Genomic DNA, 15,580 nt, shown 5'->3' with positions numbered 1-15,580 from the left:
CCAATGAGATTCCGCAGGCGGCCCTTTGGGCTTGCCGTGCCTTCCCTCCGGTCTTCGGTCGCATCCATGACCGGAGAGTCTCATGCAATCTAAATCGCTTTTCGCGGCGCTGCTGGTGTCGGTGGCCTGTGCCGCGCCCGCCTTTGCCGAAACCAAATATCCGCTTGAGCTGCGCAATTGCGGCGTCGATGTCCGCTTTGACAAGGCGCCCGACAGCGTCGTCAGCGTCGGTCAGGCCGCGACCGAAGTGCTCTATTCGCTGGGTCTTGCCGAGAAGGTCACCGGGACCTCGGTCTGGTTCACCGAAGTCCTGCCCGAGTTCAAAGAGGCCAATGCCAAGATCGAGCGTCTTGCCGACAATGATCCGAGCTTTGAAAGCGTGGTCGCCAAGCGTCCGGGTCTCGTCGCGATCCAATATGAATGGCATATCGGCCCGCAGGGTATCGTGGCGACGCGCGAGCAGTTCGGCGATCTCGGCATTCCGACCTATATCCTGCCCTCGGATTGCACCGGCAAGGACAACACCGTCGGCTCGGACGGCACCCGGACCGAGATGTTTTCGATGGCGCCAATCTATCAGGGCGTGACCGAGCTGTCCGAGATCTTTGACGTGCCCGAGCGCGGCACGGCGCTGGTCGAGGGGCTCAAGGGCCGCGAAGAGGCTGCGATTGCCAAGGCCAAGGCGCTCGATCTGAAAGACAGCTCGGCGGTCTTCTGGTTCTCGTCGGCGGAAATGGACATCGACCCCTATGTCGCCGGTCGCAAAGGCCCGCCCGCTTACATGATGGAGGCGCTTGGCCTGCGTAATGTCGTCGAAAGCGACGAGGAATGGCCGGTGGTGAGCTGGGAGACCATTGCCCGCGCCAATCCCTCGGTGATCGTCGTGGCCAAAATGGACCGCCGCCGCTTCGAGGCCGATGATGTCGAGAAAAAGCTCGCCTTCCTCAAATCCGATCCGGTCACCAAAGAGATGGATGCGGTCAAGAATGACCGGATCGTGGTGATGGATGCCCATGCGATGGATCCCTCGATCCGCAATGTCTCCGCGCTTGAAACGCTTGCGGATGCGCTGCCGCAGTTCGGCCTGAAATGAGCCGGACCGCCAGCCCGCGCAGGCTGTTCGTCTCGGTCACGCTGGTGGCGGCGGCCGGACTGGCGGTGCTTTTGCTGGCCATTCTCTCGGGCACGGTGATCGGAGAGGCGCCTCTGCCGTTCTCGACCGTGCGCGAGGTTCTCGCGGTGCGGCTTTTCGGGGCGAGCCATGTGCTTGATCCGATCGACGCCGGGATCATCTGGGCCTATCGCCTCCCCCGCACCCTGGTCGCCGCCGCCTGCGGCGCGGCTTTGGCTTTGTCGGGGCTGGTGCTGCAATCTCTGGTCCGCAACGCTTTGGCCGATCCCTATCTGCTCGGCGTCTCGGCCGGCGCCTCGACCGGCGCGGTCGCGGTCACCATTCTGGGCGTCGGCGGCGGGATGCTGGGCATTTCCGCCGGGGCCTTTACCGGTGCGATGCTGGCCTTCAGTCTGGTCGCGCTGCTGGCCCGCGCGGCAGGCGGAGGGCCTGCGCAGATGGTACTGGCCGGGATTGCGGGATCGCAGCTTTTCAATGCGCTGACCTCGTTCTTCATTGCGAAATCTGCCAATGCTGAACAGGCACGCGGCATCATGTTCTGGCTTTTGGGCAATCTCTCGGGCGTGCGCTGGCCTGATGTCTCGCTGGCCGTGCCGGTGGCGGTCTTGGGCTTTGTCGTCAGCCTGATCCATGCCCGCGCACTGGATGCCTTTGCCTTCGGCTCGGAATCCGCGGCAGCCCTTGGCGTGCCGGTGCGCCGCGTGCAGCTGGTGCTGATCGGCGCGGTCACGCTGATGACGGCGGTCATGGTCAGCCTTGTCGGCGCGATCGGCTTTGTCGGGCTGGTCATCCCCCATGCGGTCCGCTTTCTGGTCGGCGTGCGCCATTTCCGCCTGATCCCGGCAACCGCGCTGACCGGCGCGGTCTTCATGATCGCGGCGGATATCGTCTCGCGCAGCCTGATCGCGGGTCAGGTCGTGCCGATTGGCGTCGTCACTGCTTTGGTTGGCGCGCCGGGTTTTGCGCTGATCCTTGTGCGCAACCGGGTGCGGATGTGAGGGGCGCGCGATGAAAATCGAAGCACAGGGTCTCGGATGGCGCAGCGCCGGGCGGTCGATTGTCTCGGGCGTCGATCTGGCGCTTGAACCGGGCGAGACCTTTGGCCTGATCGGGCCGAATGGCTCGGGAAAATCGACGCTGCTGCGGCTGATCGCGGGGCTTTTGCCGCGCGCCGAGGGGCAGGTCCGGCTGAACGGCACACCGCTTGGCCAGATGGCGCGGCGCGACATTGCCCGCAAGATCGCGTTGGTCTCGCAGCATGTCGACACCGCCGAAACCCTGAGCGTGCGCGATGCGGTCGAACTGGGCCGCACGCCCTGGCTCTCGGCCTTTTCGCCCTTTGGCGCGCAGGACCGCCAGATCGTCGCGGCCGCGCTCGAGGCGGTTGAGATCACCCATCTGGCCGATCAGCTTTGGCCCTCGCTCTCGGGCGGAGAGCGTCAGCGCGTCCAGATCGCCAAGGCTTTGGCGCAATCGCCCGAGCTGTTGATCCTCGATGAGCCGACGAACCATCTGGATATCCACCATCAGCTCTCGCTGCTGTGGCTGGTCGGCGGGCTAGAGATGACCGTGGTGATGGCGCTGCACGATCTCAATCAGGCGATGGGCTGCGACCGGGTCGGGGTCATGCAGGGCGGACGGCTGATCGCCTGCGGGCGGCCCGCCGAGGTGATCTCGCCCGAGCTTTTGTCCTCGACCTTCCGTGTCGCGGCCTCGTGTCTCACCGATCCGCGCGACCAAAGCCTGCTTTACCGCTTTCATATTCTGGAGAACGACCGATGAAATATGCCTTTTTCGCGTTCGCGCTGATGACCGCCCCGGCCTTCGCCGAGGTCCATGAGGTCAAGATGCTGAACCGCAATGAACAGGGCTCGATGATTTACGAGCCGCAATTCCTGCGCATCCAGCCCGGCGACAGCGTGAAGTTCCTCTCGAGCCAGCCCGGCCATAATGCCGCGACCATCGAGGGCATGTTGCCCGAAGGCGCGACCGCCTTCAAAAGCAAGATCAACCAAGATTTCGAGGTCAGTTTCGAGGTGCCCGGCACTTACGGCATCAAATGCTCGCCCCATTATGCGATGGGCATGGTGATGCTGGTGCAGGTCGGCGCGGAAGAGATCGGCCCCCTACCCGAAGGTCTGCCCAAACGCGCCGAGGACCGGCTGAAAGAGATCATCGCGGCTGCGGCGCAGTAAGCGCCCGGCATTCGCGCCCGGGATCAGGAGCAGGCGTCAGGCGGCGTGGCGCGCCGCCCATTGCCATTTTTCATAGCGGATGCGGGCGCGCTTATAGGCGTCGAAAATCGCCATGGCCCAGACGAAGAAGCCGCCGGCGAATTTGCCGATGAAGGAGACATCCGGCGCGGCGGTCATCAGGGTGAAGCCGCCGAGCAGGCACAGGAAGAAGAGAAAGATCAGCCCGCGCACGGGCTCTCGGTTTAAGACCTGTCCCGAGCCGGGCAGCACAATCGAGGCGGCCAGCACCAGATAGGGGTTCGGCGGCGTTTTCATGCGGCGGCCTCCAGAATATCGCGGCGCAGCGCGTGAAGATGGGTGAGCAAGGGATCGAGGGATGCCGGATCAAGCGCCTCGCGCCCGATTTCGGCATCGCGAAACAGCAGATAGCGGCCGCGATTGGCCTCTTCGGCAAGCCAGGTGATGCGCAGCCCCTTGGGCGAGACCACCAGCTCTTTCACGCGCGGATCGGCGAAAAGCGCGAGATGGCGGGCCAGAAGCGCGGCCTCATCCGGGTCGAGCGGCTCTTCGCTGCGCAGCGCGGCATGGGGCGGAAAGCTGTCCGGCAGGTGCGTCTGATGGGGCAGTTCGCCGAAATGCGAAAACGCCTCGGTGCCGCTGGGGCGGATCATCAGATTGAGCCTTTGGCGCAGGGGCAGGCTTTCGGGCAGCGTCACAAGCAGCCAAAGCGCGGGCAACTTGCGATAGCTCAGCATGTCGGGCACCGCTTGCAGATCGACGGTGACCCCCTCGCGCTCGCCGCTCGCCCGGGGAAAACCCGATGCGGCGACGATGCGGCGGTCATTGTCCAAGGCGATCCGGTCGAGCCAGCTTTTGCGGGCCACGCGGCGCGCCTTGTCTTCGCGTTGCAGGCGAAGGGCCAGCCAGACCAGCCCCCCGCCCAAAGCTATGGCAAGCCATAGCATCTCAGTAGCCCTGCGGTTTCGGCCAGGGCATGGTGAACTGCGCGCCCCGGTTCACGAAGCGGTAGCGCCAGAAGTGGAACCACAGCGAGACGACGATGTAGAAGACGATCATCGCGACAAGCTGGGTGCCATAGCCGAGGAACACCGCGAAATAGGTGATGCCGCACAGGCCCAAGAGCACATAGGCCGGCACCGGATGGAACGGATGTTCATAGCCGCGCTTGATCGAATGCAGCGGCCATTTGCGGCGGAACAAGATGATGTTCAGCGGCATGAACGTATATTCCAGCAGTCCCGACAGGATCGAGAAGGTCACGACCTGATCGAGCGGCGCGCCAAGCGCAAAGATCAGCGCGATCGGCACAAGGAAGATGATCGCGCGGTAGGGCGTGTGGTATTTCGGGTGAACCGCGCCGAACCAGCCCGGCAGATAGCGGTCGCGGCCCATGGCGAACCAGGCGCGGCTCGCGTCATTGATGCAGCCATTGGCCGAAGCCAGCGTCGCGAAAAGCGTGCCGATCCCCAGGAAGACCATGAGCGTGGTCGAGCCCGACAAGCGGCCCGCATCGAACAGCGGCACGCCCGATTGACCAAGATATTCCCACGGCATCAGACCGGCACAGACATACCAGCTGAGCGTCGCGGCAATCGCCAGCGTCATCACCCCGGCGAGCGTGCCGAAAGGAAGGGCGCGGGCGGGGCTGCGAACCTCTTCGGCGGCTTGGGTCGTGCCCTCGATGCCAAGGAAGAACCACAGGCCGAAATGCATCGCCGCCAGCACGCCAAGCCAGCCATAGGGCAATGACGCCTGCCCCGAGAGCAGATCCGCATGGCGCAGCGCGCCGGTGCCGAGAATGCCCGAGGTGCTCAGGAACAGCACGATAATCGCGGTGAAGGCGATCGCGGTGATGACGAGGTTGAAGGTCAGCGTCGCCAGAACCCCGCGATAGTTCAGCCAAGCGAGGAACATGATCGCGAGAATGATGAACGGCCTCTGGTCGATCCCGCCCTGATGCCCGCTGATCGTCGCCACCGTATCGACGAGAAAGCCGACGGTGATCGCATTGGCGGCTTCGAGCATCGTATAGGCGAAGACGAGGTAAAGCCCGACGTTGAAGGCCATCAGCGGCCCGACGATATGTTTGGCTTGGGTATATTGACCGCCCGCCGCCGCCACCGTCGAGGTGACCTCGGAATCGATCATCGCCACGCAGGTGTAAAGGATGCCCGCGAACCAGCAGGCGAGCAAAGCGGCATAGGCGCCGCCCTTCCCGACCGCGAAGTTCCAGCCCATATATTCGCCAACCAGAACGATGCCCACGCCCAGAGCCCAGACATGGGCAGGGCCAAGGACACGCGCGAGGCCGACCTGCTCGATCTTATCTGTATGGGACATGTCAGCTCCGGCTCTGTTCTTCGGTCAGGGCCTCAAGCTCACCTTCGCGCGAAGAGGTTAGCATCTCTTCGCTATAGGTGCTGTCGGTCTTGATCCAGTCGATGACGATGAAGAAGCCGAAGATTGCCGAGGCAATCCAGGCGAGAATTTCCAGATAGTTCCAGAGATCCATAAGGGCCTACTCCCCGAACTTTTCAGCGATGACTTCGCGGTATTCCTTTTCCGAGAAGCGCAGCAAAATCGCGTAATAGCCGACAATGACGACGACCATGACCAGAAGCGCGATCCACGAGAAGCTATAGTCATAGCGCGCGGTGATCAGGCTGTTGGCGGCGGCGGGATCGGTGAAGCCCAGCTTGGCCCATTGCTCGACCATGACCGGGTTCTGGCCCAGGCTTTCCCAGGTTGGGTTCTCGATCGGATGGGGCACCTTGTCCGAGCCGGCAAGGCCAAGCAGCAAGGGCAGGTAAAGCGCGCCGATTGCCAGGACCAGAAGCACGATCACGTCGATGATCTGTCCGATCTTTCCCTGAACGGGAGCTTTATAATGGGTCATTGCGGGCCTCCGCGTTTCAGGGCGCGTTTGGCGTCCAGGAACTTGATATCAAGGCCATACATGAAGTCGCGATCTTCGCGGTAATGGCGCAGCATCGCCACGATCGCGGCGGTGTTGAACAGCAAAACCACGCCGCCCGCGATCAGCAGAAGCGTGCGCGCGAGCGGGTTTGGCGCAATCGACCAAGTCCCCCAAGCGACGAAGATGATAGAAAACCAAAGTCCCAGAACGAAGGCCCATGCAACCGCCATGTCACGGCGATGCATTGCCCCGATCCGACTATCCAGATCCGACATTGAAACTCCTCCCTGGGCACCCTTCTTCCATCGAAGAGGGCGCGTACCGAGCAGATGATGCTTTCTTATTGGAGAATTTAGTTTCTTGAAAATAAATTGCGTTTTTTCGGCCTGTCAACAAATTTTCGGTCAGGGGCTGGGACTTTCGGCCGATACCTGCACAAAAAGACGGGTGGAACAGGGGGGCGTCAGACCGTCCCGTAGGGGGGTGCGGCGTCGCGTGCTTTTCGTGCAAAAGCAGGTAGGTGACCCCGATTGTCCGCGCGGCGATGCCGGGCCGCTGCGCAAGGGGCGGCGGGGATCTGCCGCAAGCGCGACGCGCCGAGATCTGAACCACCCGGTCATCAAATGTTAGCTGATTCTGCTGCAATGCAGCGACTCAAATCCGGCGACGGCGCGCGGATGAAGATGTCGTCTGGATGCGACGATCAGGCGATACTTTTGCGTCTTTGATTGCTAGTCTCGAGTTGGGACCCAGACTCGCCGTTCCAACTCTGGCTGATTTTGCTCACTTTTTCCGCTGGAAGTTCCTCACAAGAAAATTGTTCTCCTCCAGCGAAAGTTTCTCTTGAAGCAAATAGGGTTCCTGTGACTAAATTTAGGAAGAGGCTTCCATAAATCAGAATGGAGATAAGAGATGTGCGGCATCGTTGGCCTGTTCCTGAAGAACGAGGACCTTCGCCCCAAGCTTGGTGACCTGCTTACAGATATGCTGATCACCATGACGGATCGCGGCCCGGACAGCGCCGGGATCGCAATCTACGGCGATGACAGCAGCAAACTGAAAGTCACTGTGCAGTCGGATACCCCCGATGAAACCTTCCGCGGTCTGGACAAAGCTCTGTCCGACGCGCTTGGCGGGCCGGTTTCGATGCGGGTCGTTGACACCCATGCGGTGTTGACCCTGCCCGAAGGGACCGAAGCAGAGGCGCGCGCCTATCTGAACGAAAAAGGCGTTCGGGTCATGGGTGCGGGTCATTCCATGGAGATCTTCAAGGAGATCGGGCTTCCCAAGGATGTCGCCGCACGCTTCCATGTGCGCGAAATGGGCGGCAGCCACGGCATCGGCCACACCCGGATGGCGACTGAAAGCGCGGTGACGACGCTTGGCGCACACCCGTTCTCGACCGGCGATGACCAGTGCCTCGTGCACAATGGCTCGCTGTCGAACCACAACCAGATGCGCCGGATCCTGACCGAGAAAGGTTTCGCGCCGAAGACCCAGAACGATACCGAGGTCGCGGCCTGCTATATCTCGTCGCGTCTGGCCGAAGGGGCCAATCTCGGTGAGGCGCTGGAAGGCACGCTCGACGATCTCGACGGTTTCTTCACCTTCGTCGTCGGCACCAAGAACGGCTTCGGCGTCGTGCGCGACCCGATCGCCTGCAAACCCGCCGTCATGGCGGAGACCGACGATTATGTGGCCTTCGGCAGCGAATACCGCGCCCTGGCCAACCTGCCGGGCATCGAAACCGCCCGTGTCTGGGAACCCGAGCCCGCCACCGTCTATTTCTGGGAACGCTGATATGCAGACGATCGACCTTTCCACCACCCCCTTGCGCGAACTCAATTCGTCCCTGCAAGCCCAATCGGAAAACACCAACCAGACCGAATGGGTCATCACCAATCCCAAGGGCGCGCATGCGATTGCCGTGGGGCTGGACGCGCCGATCGAAGTCACTGTCAAAGGATCGACCGGCTATTACTGCGCCGGGATGAACCAGCAGGCGACGGTGAAAGTCACGGGCTCGGCCGGGCCGGGCGTGGCCGAGAACATGATGTCGGGCACGGTCATCATCGACGGCGACGCCAGCCAATATGCGGGCGCCACCGGTCAGGGCGGCCTGCTTGTGATCAAGGGCAATGCCTCGTCGCGTTGCGGCATCTCGATGAAGGGCATCAATATCGTCGTTCACGGCAATATCGGCCACATGTCCGCCTTCATGGCGCAATCGGGCAATCTGGTTGTGCTGGGCGATGCGGGCGATGCGCTTGGTGACTCGCTTTACGAGGCGCGTCTCTTCGTGCGCGGCAATGTCAAATCGCTCGGCTCGGACTGCATCGAAAAAGAGATGCGCCCCGAACATATCGAGATCCTGAAAGACCTGCTCGAACGTGCGGGCGCCGATGCAAAACCGGAAGAGTTCAAACGCTACGGCTCGGCCCGCAAACTTTACAACTTCCACGTCGATCACGCTGGCGCCTACTGATGAGGGACATCATGGAAAAGACCCCGCAAACTCTGCCCCGCAACAGTTGGACCTATAGCCCTGAAATCAACGCGGAAATCCGTCGTGCTGCCGATACCGGCATCTACGACATCCGCGGCGGCGGCGCGAAACGCCGGGTTCCGCATTTCGACGACCTGCTGTTTCTCGGCGCCTCGATCAGCCGCTATCCGCTCGAAGGCTACCGCGAGAAATGCGACACCTCGGTCACTTTGGGAACGCGTTTCGCGAAAAAGCCGATCGAGCTGAAGATCCCGATCACCATTGCGGGCATGAGCTTCGGCGCACTGTCGGGCCCGGCGAAAGAGGCTCTGGGTCGCGGGGCGACCATGGCGGGGACCTCGACCACCACCGGCGACGGCGGCATGACCAACGAGGAACGCGGCCATTCGGAAAAGCTGGTTTATCAGTATCTTCCCTCGCGTTACGGCATGAACCCGGACGATCTGCGTCGCGCTGATGCGATCGAAATCGTGGTCGGTCAGGGCGCGAAACCCGGCGGCGGCGGCATGCTTCTGGGCCAGAAGATCACCGAGCGCGTTGCCAAGATGCGCAACCTGCCGATCGGCATCGACCAGCGTTCAGCTTGCCGTCACCCCGACTGGACCGGCCCCGATGATCTGGAGATCAAGATCCTCGAGATCCGCGAGATCACCAATTGGGAAAAACCGATCTATATCAAGATCGGCGGCGCACGTCCCTATTACGACACCGCGCTTGCGGTGAAGGCCGGGGCCGATGTCGTCGTGCTTGACGGGATGCAGGGCGGCACCGCCGCAACGCAGGACGTCTTCATCGAAAACGTCGGTCAGCCGACGCTGGCCTGTATCCGCCCCGCCGTGAAGGCGCTGCAGGATCTGGGCATGCACCGCAAGGTGCAGCTGGTCGTCTCGGGCGGGATCCGTTCGGGCGCCGATGTCGCCAAAGCGCTCGCGCTGGGTGCGGATGCTGTTGCCATCGGCACGGCCGCGCTGATCGCTCTGGGCGAAAACGATCCGAAATGGGCCGCCGAATATGACGCGCTCGGCGTGACCGCAGATTCCTATGACGATTGGCACGAAGGCAAGGACCCTGCGGGCATCACCACGCAGAACCCCGAGCTGATGAAGCGCCTTGATCCGGTCGAAGCGGCGCGCAAACTGCGCAACTTCCTCGCGGTGATGACGCTCGAGTGCCAGACGATTGCTCGGGCCTGCGGCAAAAGCCACGTCCATAACCTCGAGCCGGAAGACCTGTGCTCACTGACCCTCGAAGCGGCTGCCATGGCTGGCGTCCCGCTGGCAGGAACGAGCTGGATCCCTGGTCAGGGTGGCTTCTGAGCAAGAAATAGAAGGGCGGGGCATCGCACCCCGCCCCGGCTCTATCCGTATTCAACAGGGACCCACCCAAATGACTGATCTAGCCGAGTTCGCCCGGGAAAAAGGCGTAAAATATTTCATGATCTCCTACACCGACTTGTTCGGTTCGCAGCGAGCCAAAGTCGTCCCCGCCCAAGCCATTGCCGATATGCAGGAAAATGGCGCGGGCTTTGCGGGTTTCGCGACCTGGCTTGACCTGACCCCGGCCCATCCGGACATGCTGGGAATGCCCGATGCTTCGACAGCGATTCAGCTGCCGTGGAAAAAAGAGGTGGCTTGGGTCGCCTCGAACTGCGTGATGCTGGGGTCTGGCCCGCTGGAGCAGGCGCCGCGCAACATGCTGACCCGCCTGACCGAAGAGGCCGCCGCGATGGGCCTTGTGGTGAAGACCGGTGTCGAGCCCGAATTCTTCCTGCTCACCCCCGAGGGCGACAGGATCTACGACACGGCCGATACGGCCGCCAAGCCCTGCTACGATCAGCAGGCCATCCTGCGCCGCTTCGATGTGATCGCCGAAATCAGCGATTACATGCTCGAACTCGGCTGGGACGCCTATCAAAACGACCATGAGGACGCGAATGGCCAGTTCGAGATGAACTGGAAATACGACAACGCTCTGGCGACCGCCGACAAGCATTCCTTCTTCAAATTCATGACCCGCGCCGTCGCCGAGAAACACGGGCTGCGCGCGACCTTCATGCCCAAACCCTTCATGGGCATGACCGGCAACGGCTGCCATGCGCATATCTCGGTCTGGACCAAAGACGGCAAGAACGCCTTTGCCGATGACAGCAAAGAGCTGAGCCTCTCGGATCAGGGCCGTCACTTCCTTGGCGGGATTATGAAACACGCCTCGGCTTTGGCCCTGCCCTGCTGCCCGACCGTGAACAGCTACAAGCGCATCAACGCACCGCGCACCTCGTCGGGTGCGACCTGGGCGCCGAACTCGGTCACCTGGACGGGCAACAACCGCACCCATATGGTCCGCGTTCCGGGTCCGGGCCGGTTCGAGCTGCGTCTGCCCGATGGCGCGGTCAACCCCTACGTCCTGCAAGCCGTCATCATTGCCGCCGGTCTGTCGGGCCTGCGCAGCAAGGCTGATCCGGGCAAGCGTTGGGACATCGACATGTATGCCGAAGGCCATCTGGTGACCGATGCGCCGAAGCTGCCGCTGAACCTGCTTGACGCAATCCGCGCCTTTGATGCGGATACAGATCTGAAAGCGGCGATGGGCGACAGCTTCTCTGAGGCGTTCATCAAGCTGAAGACCAAGGAATGGAATGCCTATTCCTCGCATCTGACCCAATGGGAGCGGGACAACACGCTCGACATCTAAACCGAGCGCTGACGGGGCTTGCGTCAAAATGTAAATTGGCTCAATTGGTTCCTTTTTGGACTGGCAGGCTCCGGAACGAGACGCTACAAAAGGTGTATTCCGTTTCGGGGTTTGTTCCTTGTCTTCTTCCTTGCCGTCGCCGCAATCTCCGGTCCCCGATAGAACCGCGTCCGGATCGGCAGTGCAGATGATCGTCGAAGAGCTGAGCGCCCGGCTTGCCGCGGGGGATTACCCGCGTGGCAGCCGACTGCCGGCGGAACGACAGCTTGCCGCAAGCTTGCAAGTCGCCCGCAATACCTTGCGCGAAGCTCTTGATGTTCTTGAAGAAAATGGCCTGATCCGTCGTCGCGCCGGGGCAGGCTCTTACGTGTCAGAGCCCGAGCTTCCCGGAAGCAGCGCCTCGGTTGCAGTGACCACCGGGCCGCTGCATCTCCATGTCATGCGCGGGATTCTTGAGCCCGAAATCGCCCGGCTGGCCATTCTGAACATGCCGTCTGCGACGCTCGACGCGCTGGTTCAGCTTAGCGATGCGATGCGCACGACCTCGGACCCGACCGGTTTTGCCCGTCTGGAAGAGGAATTCCAGCTCAAGCTCGCGGAAGGCACGGGCAATCCGCTGCTGCTCGCCTGCTATCATCTCATCGTCAAGACGCGCCGCCAGCCACATCGCGCCGCCATGCTGCGCCGCCAGATGACGAGCGAACGCATCCATTATCTGTGCCAAGCCCATGCCGCGCTGGTGAGCGCGCTGGTCTCACGCGATGTCGCCGAGGCTTCGGAGCTGGTGCAGGACATGCTGATCGAAGAGCAGCGCCTGCTCATGCAAGAGGATTGATCGCCGCCCCCGCCATGCGCGCCGCGCGTTGCGGCCAGAGCAGGCCAAGCGCCTCCATTTCGCGGCTCAATCGGGCTTCGTGACGGCCAAGCCAATCGAGAATAGAGCGGAATCCCGCGATGCGCGCGACGCCGCCGGTTACCCGCACCACCGGCCAATTGCCAATCAGCGCATTGTCGATCCCGAACAGCGTTTCGCCTGACCAGCGCGCCGGGCCGAAGGCATGCATCATCTGCCCGCCCCGTTTCATCGCCTCAAGCACGCGGCGCGGGTCGGTGGTCCCGGCGATCTCGACCGCCTGCTGCCACAGATCCAAAGCCCCGGCATATTCCCAACTCACCGCCGACCAATGGCCGGGAAAGCGCTGCTGATAGGCGGCGTGGAAGGCGGCGGGCTGACAGAAGTAAAAGGCGCGGCCTGCCAAGGCGGGATCGTCGAAATCGGGGAATTGGAAGATGAAATTCTCCATGAAATCAACGGAGGTGCGCGCGACCATACGTTGATATTGATCGCCGGTGCAGCACAGGATCGGGCCGCGGAAACCGGCCTCGAAGGCGGCTTCGGTCAGGGCATGGACCATATAGGGCTCCGACGAGCACCAGCACAGAATATCCGGATCATCGGCCAGCATCGCCGCGACCATTTCTGTCGCATCGGCGCCGGTGGCGGGATAGCGCAGCTCGCGGGTGATGCTCATGCCCTCGGCAGCAAAGGCGGCGCGATAGGTCGCGAGCGAGGGCAGGCCCAGCATATCCTCTTGCGAGCACAGCGCGACGCGGCGCAGATCGGGGCGGTTCTCGGCCAGCCATTCGACGCCGGTGACGACCAGAAGCGGATGGATCTCGGTCGGCGCGATCAGGGTCGGTGTGTCGGGCGACAGATCGAAGGGCAGAAGCGTGGTCGTCAACACGCGATGCGCCATCAGCCAGGGCAGCGCGAGCGAAAGCGTATCGCCGCCAAGCGTCAGCAGGATGCGCGCGCCGCAGCGCTCGACCAGCTCGATCGCGGCCATCCGGGTTTCCTCGGGGCCGAGCGCCGCATCGCGCGCCAGCAGTTCGACGCGTTGGCGGCGCGGGCCGACGATCAGCCCGCCCTGCTCATTCACCCAATCCGCCCAGATCTGGCAGCCTTCCAGCCCCGGCTTGCCCCAAGGCGCAGAACGCCCGCTGAGCGGCGCGATCAGGCCGATTCGGACCGGAGCGGTGGCGCGGTGCAGATTTCGCGGCAGGGTTCCGGCCACCGCCAGCCGTTGTGCCAAAGAGATTTGCATAGCCCCATCCTGATTTGCCTGAATTTATGCCGAGTTTCGCCAAATTTCAAAGCGGGCATCTTCCCAGCAATAAATATTCTTGACCCGTGGAGAAGCTGGGCTACTAATTGGTCCATGCCAAACGCATCGGATCTGTAAATTGGTCCGAACCACCGGGAGTGAAGTATGACGAAGCGAGTCGCCGTTATCGGCGCCGGCCCCTCTGGCCTTGCCCAATTGCGTGCCTTTCAATCTGCCGCCCGCAAAGGCGCCGAGATCCCAGAGGTTGTCTGTTTCGAGAAACAGTCGAACTGGGGTGGCCTGTGGAACTACACCTGGCGCACCGGGACGGACGAACATGGCGAGCCGGTTCATGGCTCGATGTATCGCTATCTCTGGACCAACGGCCCGAAAGAGGGGCTCGAATTCGCCGACTATTCCTTCGAAGAGCATTTCGGCAAGCAGATCGCATCCTATCCGCCGCGCGCCGTCATGTTCGACTATATCGAAGGCCGTGTGCTGAAAGCAGGCGTTCGCGACTGGATCCGCTTCAATTCGGTCATCCGCTGGGTCGAGTTCGATCCGCAGGCCAATGATTTCACCGTGACCGTGCATGACATGGAAAATGACCATGTCTACAGAGAGCGTTTCGATCATGTGATCGTCGCCTCGGGCCACTTCTCCAGCCCGAACGTGCCGGAATATCCCGGGTTCAACCAATTCTATGGCCGCATCACCCATGCCCATGATTTCCGCGATGCGCGCGAATTCTCGGGTCAGGATGTGCTTGTCGTCGGCTCCAGCTATTCGGCCGAAGATATCGGCTCGCAGGTCTGGAAATACGGCGCGAAATCGGTGACCTCGTGCTATCGCTCGTCGCCGATGGGCTTCAAATGGCCCGACAACTGGGAAGAAAAGCCCGCGCTGGTGCGTGTCGAGGGCAAGACGGTCTTCTTCAGCGACGGCTCGAGCAAAGAGATCGATTCGATCATCCTGTGCACGGGCTACCGCCACTACTTCCCCTTCCTGCCCGACGATCTGCGGCTCAAGACCGCGAACCGGCTGGCGGCGGCGGATCTCTACAAGGGCGTCGTCTACGTCAACAATCCGCGCATGTTCTATGTCGGCATGCAGGATCAGTGGTTCACCTTCAACATGTTCGACGCTCAGGCCTGGTATGTCCGCGACATTATCCTGGGCCGGATCGAGGTTCCGACCGACAAGCAAGTGCTGCTTGATGATGTGACCGAGCGCGAAACGCGCGAAGAAGCTGATCCGGATGTTAAATATGCAATCAAATATCAGGGCGATTACGTCAAAGAATTGATTGCAGAGACCGATTATCCAAGCTTCAACGTAGACGGAGCCTGTGACGCCTTCTATGAATGGAAGCATCACAAGGCCGAAGACATTATGGCATTCCGCAATCACCCCTATCGCTCGGTCATCACCGGCACCATGGCGCCCGTGCACCATACGCCGTGGAAGGATGCGCTGGACGATTCGATGGAAGCCTATCTGAAGAACTGACGTGACTCTGCGGGCGGCGTTTTGGCGCCGCTTGCATCCCTTCGGCACCGGAGGCCCCGATGAGCGCCATCTCCCGCCTGCAGCATCTCAGGGCAGTCCCGCCCGGATCGGGCGGAAGTTTTGCGCAAATCGGGGTGCTGCCGCTGCCGGGCGCTCAGCGCCATTCTGTTTCCGACCGGGCCCCTGCCCGCCTTATGCCGCGCTGGACAAACCAGCCCGTGCTGACCGGGACGAACCCCGGAGAGATCGAAGCCGAGATATGCGACGGGCCCGGGATCGACCGGCTGCGACGCGTCTCGGCCTTCCCACATGACGACCCCAAGAAAGAACGATCGCGGTCCTGAAACCGCGGCGCGCTTTGTCAGAGAGGTTCGATATGATGGCAGCCCGGTATGTTCCGATGCTGGCCAGCTCCGAGCCCCCCGCCCGTCCAAGGTGGGGTTTCGGGGATCAGCACATCAGCCCCGCCGCTTTGCGGTCGGGGCCGAAGGCGTCTGATGCTCT

18 protein-coding genes are annotated in these 15,580 nt (G+C 62.1%); 11 read left to right on the top strand and 7 right to left on the bottom strand.

Annotation, left to right across the window (positions count from 1 at the left end; genetic code table 11):
* Positions 1–82: 82 nt before the first annotated feature.
* The 4 genes from JCM7686_RS21980 to JCM7686_RS21965 are packed head-to-tail and all read left to right on the top strand — an operon-like array spanning position 83 to position 3,327.
* Positions 83–1,093 (top strand): ABC transporter substrate-binding protein, encoded by a 1,011-nt coding sequence (locus tag JCM7686_RS21980; RefSeq protein ID WP_020953219.1) that lies wholly within the window; start codon positions 83–85, stop codon positions 1,091–1,093.
* Positions 1,090–2,130, top strand: coding sequence for a FecCD family ABC transporter permease (locus tag JCM7686_RS21975; protein ID WP_020953218.1), 1,041 nt, complete (start codon positions 1,090–1,092; stop codon positions 2,128–2,130). Before JCM7686_RS21980 ends, JCM7686_RS21975 begins: the two co-directional genes overlap by 4 nt.
* Positions 2,131–2,140: 10 nt before the next feature.
* Positions 2,141–2,914, top strand: coding sequence for an ABC transporter ATP-binding protein (locus JCM7686_RS21970; protein ID WP_020953217.1), 774 nt, complete (start codon positions 2,141–2,143; stop codon positions 2,912–2,914).
* A complete protein-coding gene (locus JCM7686_RS21965) occupies positions 2,911–3,327 on the top strand; it encodes a pseudoazurin (protein ID WP_020953216.1) in 417 nt (138 codons plus the stop codon). The genes JCM7686_RS21970 and JCM7686_RS21965 overlap by 4 nt, the downstream gene beginning before the upstream one ends.
* A 36-nt stretch (positions 3,328–3,363) precedes the next feature.
* Here the strand turns inward: JCM7686_RS21965 and JCM7686_RS21960 are convergent, their stop codons facing one another.
* The 6 genes from JCM7686_RS21960 to JCM7686_RS21935 are packed head-to-tail and all read right to left on the bottom strand — an operon-like array spanning position 3,364 to position 6,540.
* A complete protein-coding gene (locus tag JCM7686_RS21960; protein WP_020953215.1) occupies positions 3,364–3,642 on the bottom strand; it encodes a hypothetical protein in 279 nt (92 codons plus the stop codon).
* The gene (locus JCM7686_RS21955) at positions 3,639–4,292 is read right to left on the bottom strand and encodes a hypothetical protein (protein ID WP_020953214.1); all 654 of its coding nucleotides are present in this window, start codon (positions 4,290–4,292) and stop codon (positions 3,639–3,641) included. Before JCM7686_RS21955 ends, JCM7686_RS21960 begins: the two co-directional genes overlap by 4 nt.
* Before the next feature lies 1 nt (position 4,293).
* On the bottom strand, positions 4,294–5,688 hold the full coding sequence (locus tag JCM7686_RS21950; RefSeq protein ID WP_020953213.1) for an APC family permease: 1,395 nt from the start codon (positions 5,686–5,688) through the stop codon (positions 4,294–4,296).
* Position 5,689: 1 nt separating this feature from the next.
* On the bottom strand, positions 5,690–5,860 hold the full coding sequence (locus tag JCM7686_RS24840) for a hypothetical protein (RefSeq protein WP_020953212.1): 171 nt from the start codon (positions 5,858–5,860) through the stop codon (positions 5,690–5,692).
* A gap of 6 nt (positions 5,861–5,866) precedes the next feature.
* Entirely contained in the window at positions 5,867–6,244 is a 378-nt protein-coding gene (locus tag JCM7686_RS21940) for a hypothetical protein (protein ID WP_020953211.1), read from the bottom strand.
* Positions 6,241–6,540, bottom strand: a complete 300-nt coding sequence (locus tag JCM7686_RS21935; protein ID WP_020953210.1) for a hypothetical protein — start codon at positions 6,538–6,540, stop codon at positions 6,241–6,243. Before JCM7686_RS21935 ends, JCM7686_RS21940 begins: the two co-directional genes overlap by 4 nt.
* A 637-nt stretch (positions 6,541–7,177) precedes the next feature.
* Here JCM7686_RS21935 and JCM7686_RS21930 point away from each other — a divergent pair.
* The 5 genes from JCM7686_RS21930 to JCM7686_RS21910 all read left to right on the top strand — a co-directional run bounded on the left by JCM7686_RS21930 (position 7,178) and on the right by JCM7686_RS21910 (position 12,297).
* Entirely contained in the window at positions 7,178–8,065 is an 888-nt protein-coding gene (locus tag JCM7686_RS21930; RefSeq protein WP_020953209.1) for a class II glutamine amidotransferase, read from the top strand.
* A 1-nt stretch (position 8,066) separates the two neighbouring features.
* On the top strand, positions 8,067–8,750 hold the full coding sequence (locus JCM7686_RS21925) for a GltB/FmdC/FwdC-like GXGXG domain-containing protein (RefSeq protein WP_020953208.1): 684 nt from the start codon (positions 8,067–8,069) through the stop codon (positions 8,748–8,750).
* An 11-nt stretch (positions 8,751–8,761) separates the two neighbouring features.
* The gene (locus tag JCM7686_RS21920) at positions 8,762–10,087 is read left to right on the top strand and encodes an FMN-binding glutamate synthase family protein (RefSeq protein ID WP_020953207.1); all 1,326 of its coding nucleotides are present in this window, start codon (positions 8,762–8,764) and stop codon (positions 10,085–10,087) included.
* 70 nt (positions 10,088–10,157) lie between these two features.
* Positions 10,158–11,462, top strand: coding sequence for a type III glutamate--ammonia ligase (gene glnT / locus JCM7686_RS21915; RefSeq protein WP_020953206.1), 1,305 nt, complete (start codon positions 10,158–10,160; stop codon positions 11,460–11,462).
* A 187-nt stretch (positions 11,463–11,649) separates the two neighbouring features.
* A complete protein-coding gene (locus tag JCM7686_RS21910; RefSeq protein WP_041528367.1) occupies positions 11,650–12,297 on the top strand; it encodes a FadR/GntR family transcriptional regulator in 648 nt (215 codons plus the stop codon).
* Here the strand turns inward: JCM7686_RS21910 and JCM7686_RS21905 are convergent.
* A complete protein-coding gene (locus JCM7686_RS21905) occupies positions 12,281–13,567 on the bottom strand; it encodes an ABC transporter substrate-binding protein (RefSeq protein ID WP_020953204.1) in 1,287 nt (428 codons plus the stop codon). The genes JCM7686_RS21910 and JCM7686_RS21905 overlap by 17 nt on opposite strands.
* A gap of 165 nt (positions 13,568–13,732) precedes the next feature.
* On the opposite strand from JCM7686_RS21905, the gene JCM7686_RS21900 reads away from it, so the two are divergent.
* Positions 13,733–15,076 carry an NAD(P)-binding domain-containing protein gene (locus JCM7686_RS21900; RefSeq protein WP_020953203.1) on the top strand — a complete coding sequence of 448 codons (1,344 nt, stop codon included), beginning with the start codon at positions 13,733–13,735 and terminating at the stop codon, positions 15,074–15,076.
* Between the two features lie 59 nt (positions 15,077–15,135).
* Positions 15,136–15,420, top strand: coding sequence for a hypothetical protein (locus tag JCM7686_RS24565; protein ID WP_148292715.1), 285 nt, complete (start codon positions 15,136–15,138; stop codon positions 15,418–15,420).
* The last annotated feature ends 160 nt before the right edge of the window (positions 15,421–15,580 follow it).

Source organism: Paracoccus aminophilus JCM 7686 (assembly GCF_000444995.1).
Taxonomy (GTDB): domain Bacteria; phylum Pseudomonadota; class Alphaproteobacteria; order Rhodobacterales; family Rhodobacteraceae; genus Paracoccus; species Paracoccus aminophilus.
Note: the sequence above shows the minus strand (reverse complement) of the source record. Positions and strands in the feature narration are given on the sequence as shown.

What these genes read in the sequence shown, in the direction of transcription:
- JCM7686_RS21980 (WP_020953219.1), top strand. Translation starts at nt 83, where the DNA reads ATGCAATCTAAATCGCTTTTCGCGGCGCTGCTGGTGTCGGTGGCCTGT.
- JCM7686_RS21975 (WP_020953218.1), top strand. Translation starts at nt 1,090, where the DNA reads ATGAGCCGGACCGCCAGCCCGCGCAGGCTGTTCGTCTCGGTCACGCTG.
- JCM7686_RS21970 (WP_020953217.1), top strand. Translation starts at nt 2,141, where the DNA reads ATGAAAATCGAAGCACAGGGTCTCGGATGGCGCAGCGCCGGGCGGTCG.
- JCM7686_RS21965 (WP_020953216.1), top strand. Translation starts at nt 2,911, where the DNA reads ATGAAATATGCCTTTTTCGCGTTCGCGCTGATGACCGCCCCGGCCTTC.
- JCM7686_RS21960 (WP_020953215.1), bottom strand. Translation starts at nt 3,642, where the DNA reads ATGAAAACGCCGCCGAACCCCTATCTGGTGCTGGCCGCCTCGATTGTG.
- JCM7686_RS21955 (WP_020953214.1), bottom strand. Translation starts at nt 4,292, where the DNA reads ATGCTATGGCTTGCCATAGCTTTGGGCGGGGGGCTGGTCTGGCTGGCC.
- JCM7686_RS21950 (WP_020953213.1), bottom strand. Translation starts at nt 5,688, where the DNA reads ATGTCCCATACAGATAAGATCGAGCAGGTCGGCCTCGCGCGTGTCCTT.
- JCM7686_RS24840 (WP_020953212.1), bottom strand. Translation starts at nt 5,860, where the DNA reads ATGGATCTCTGGAACTATCTGGAAATTCTCGCCTGGATTGCCTCGGCA.
- JCM7686_RS21940 (WP_020953211.1), bottom strand. Translation starts at nt 6,244, where the DNA reads ATGACCCATTATAAAGCTCCCGTTCAGGGAAAGATCGGACAGATCATC.
- JCM7686_RS21935 (WP_020953210.1), bottom strand. Translation starts at nt 6,540, where the DNA reads ATGTCGGATCTGGATAGTCGGATCGGGGCAATGCATCGCCGTGACATG.
- JCM7686_RS21930 (WP_020953209.1), top strand. Translation starts at nt 7,178, where the DNA reads ATGTGCGGCATCGTTGGCCTGTTCCTGAAGAACGAGGACCTTCGCCCC.
- JCM7686_RS21925 (WP_020953208.1), top strand. Translation starts at nt 8,067, where the DNA reads ATGCAGACGATCGACCTTTCCACCACCCCCTTGCGCGAACTCAATTCG.
- JCM7686_RS21920 (WP_020953207.1), top strand. Translation starts at nt 8,762, where the DNA reads ATGGAAAAGACCCCGCAAACTCTGCCCCGCAACAGTTGGACCTATAGC.
- glnT (WP_020953206.1), top strand. Translation starts at nt 10,158, where the DNA reads ATGACTGATCTAGCCGAGTTCGCCCGGGAAAAAGGCGTAAAATATTTC.
- JCM7686_RS21910 (WP_041528367.1), top strand. Translation starts at nt 11,650, where the DNA reads ATGATCGTCGAAGAGCTGAGCGCCCGGCTTGCCGCGGGGGATTACCCG.
- JCM7686_RS21905 (WP_020953204.1), bottom strand. Translation starts at nt 13,567, where the DNA reads ATGCAAATCTCTTTGGCACAACGGCTGGCGGTGGCCGGAACCCTGCCG.
- JCM7686_RS21900 (WP_020953203.1), top strand. Translation starts at nt 13,733, where the DNA reads ATGACGAAGCGAGTCGCCGTTATCGGCGCCGGCCCCTCTGGCCTTGCC.
- JCM7686_RS24565 (WP_148292715.1), top strand. Translation starts at nt 15,136, where the DNA reads ATGAGCGCCATCTCCCGCCTGCAGCATCTCAGGGCAGTCCCGCCCGGA.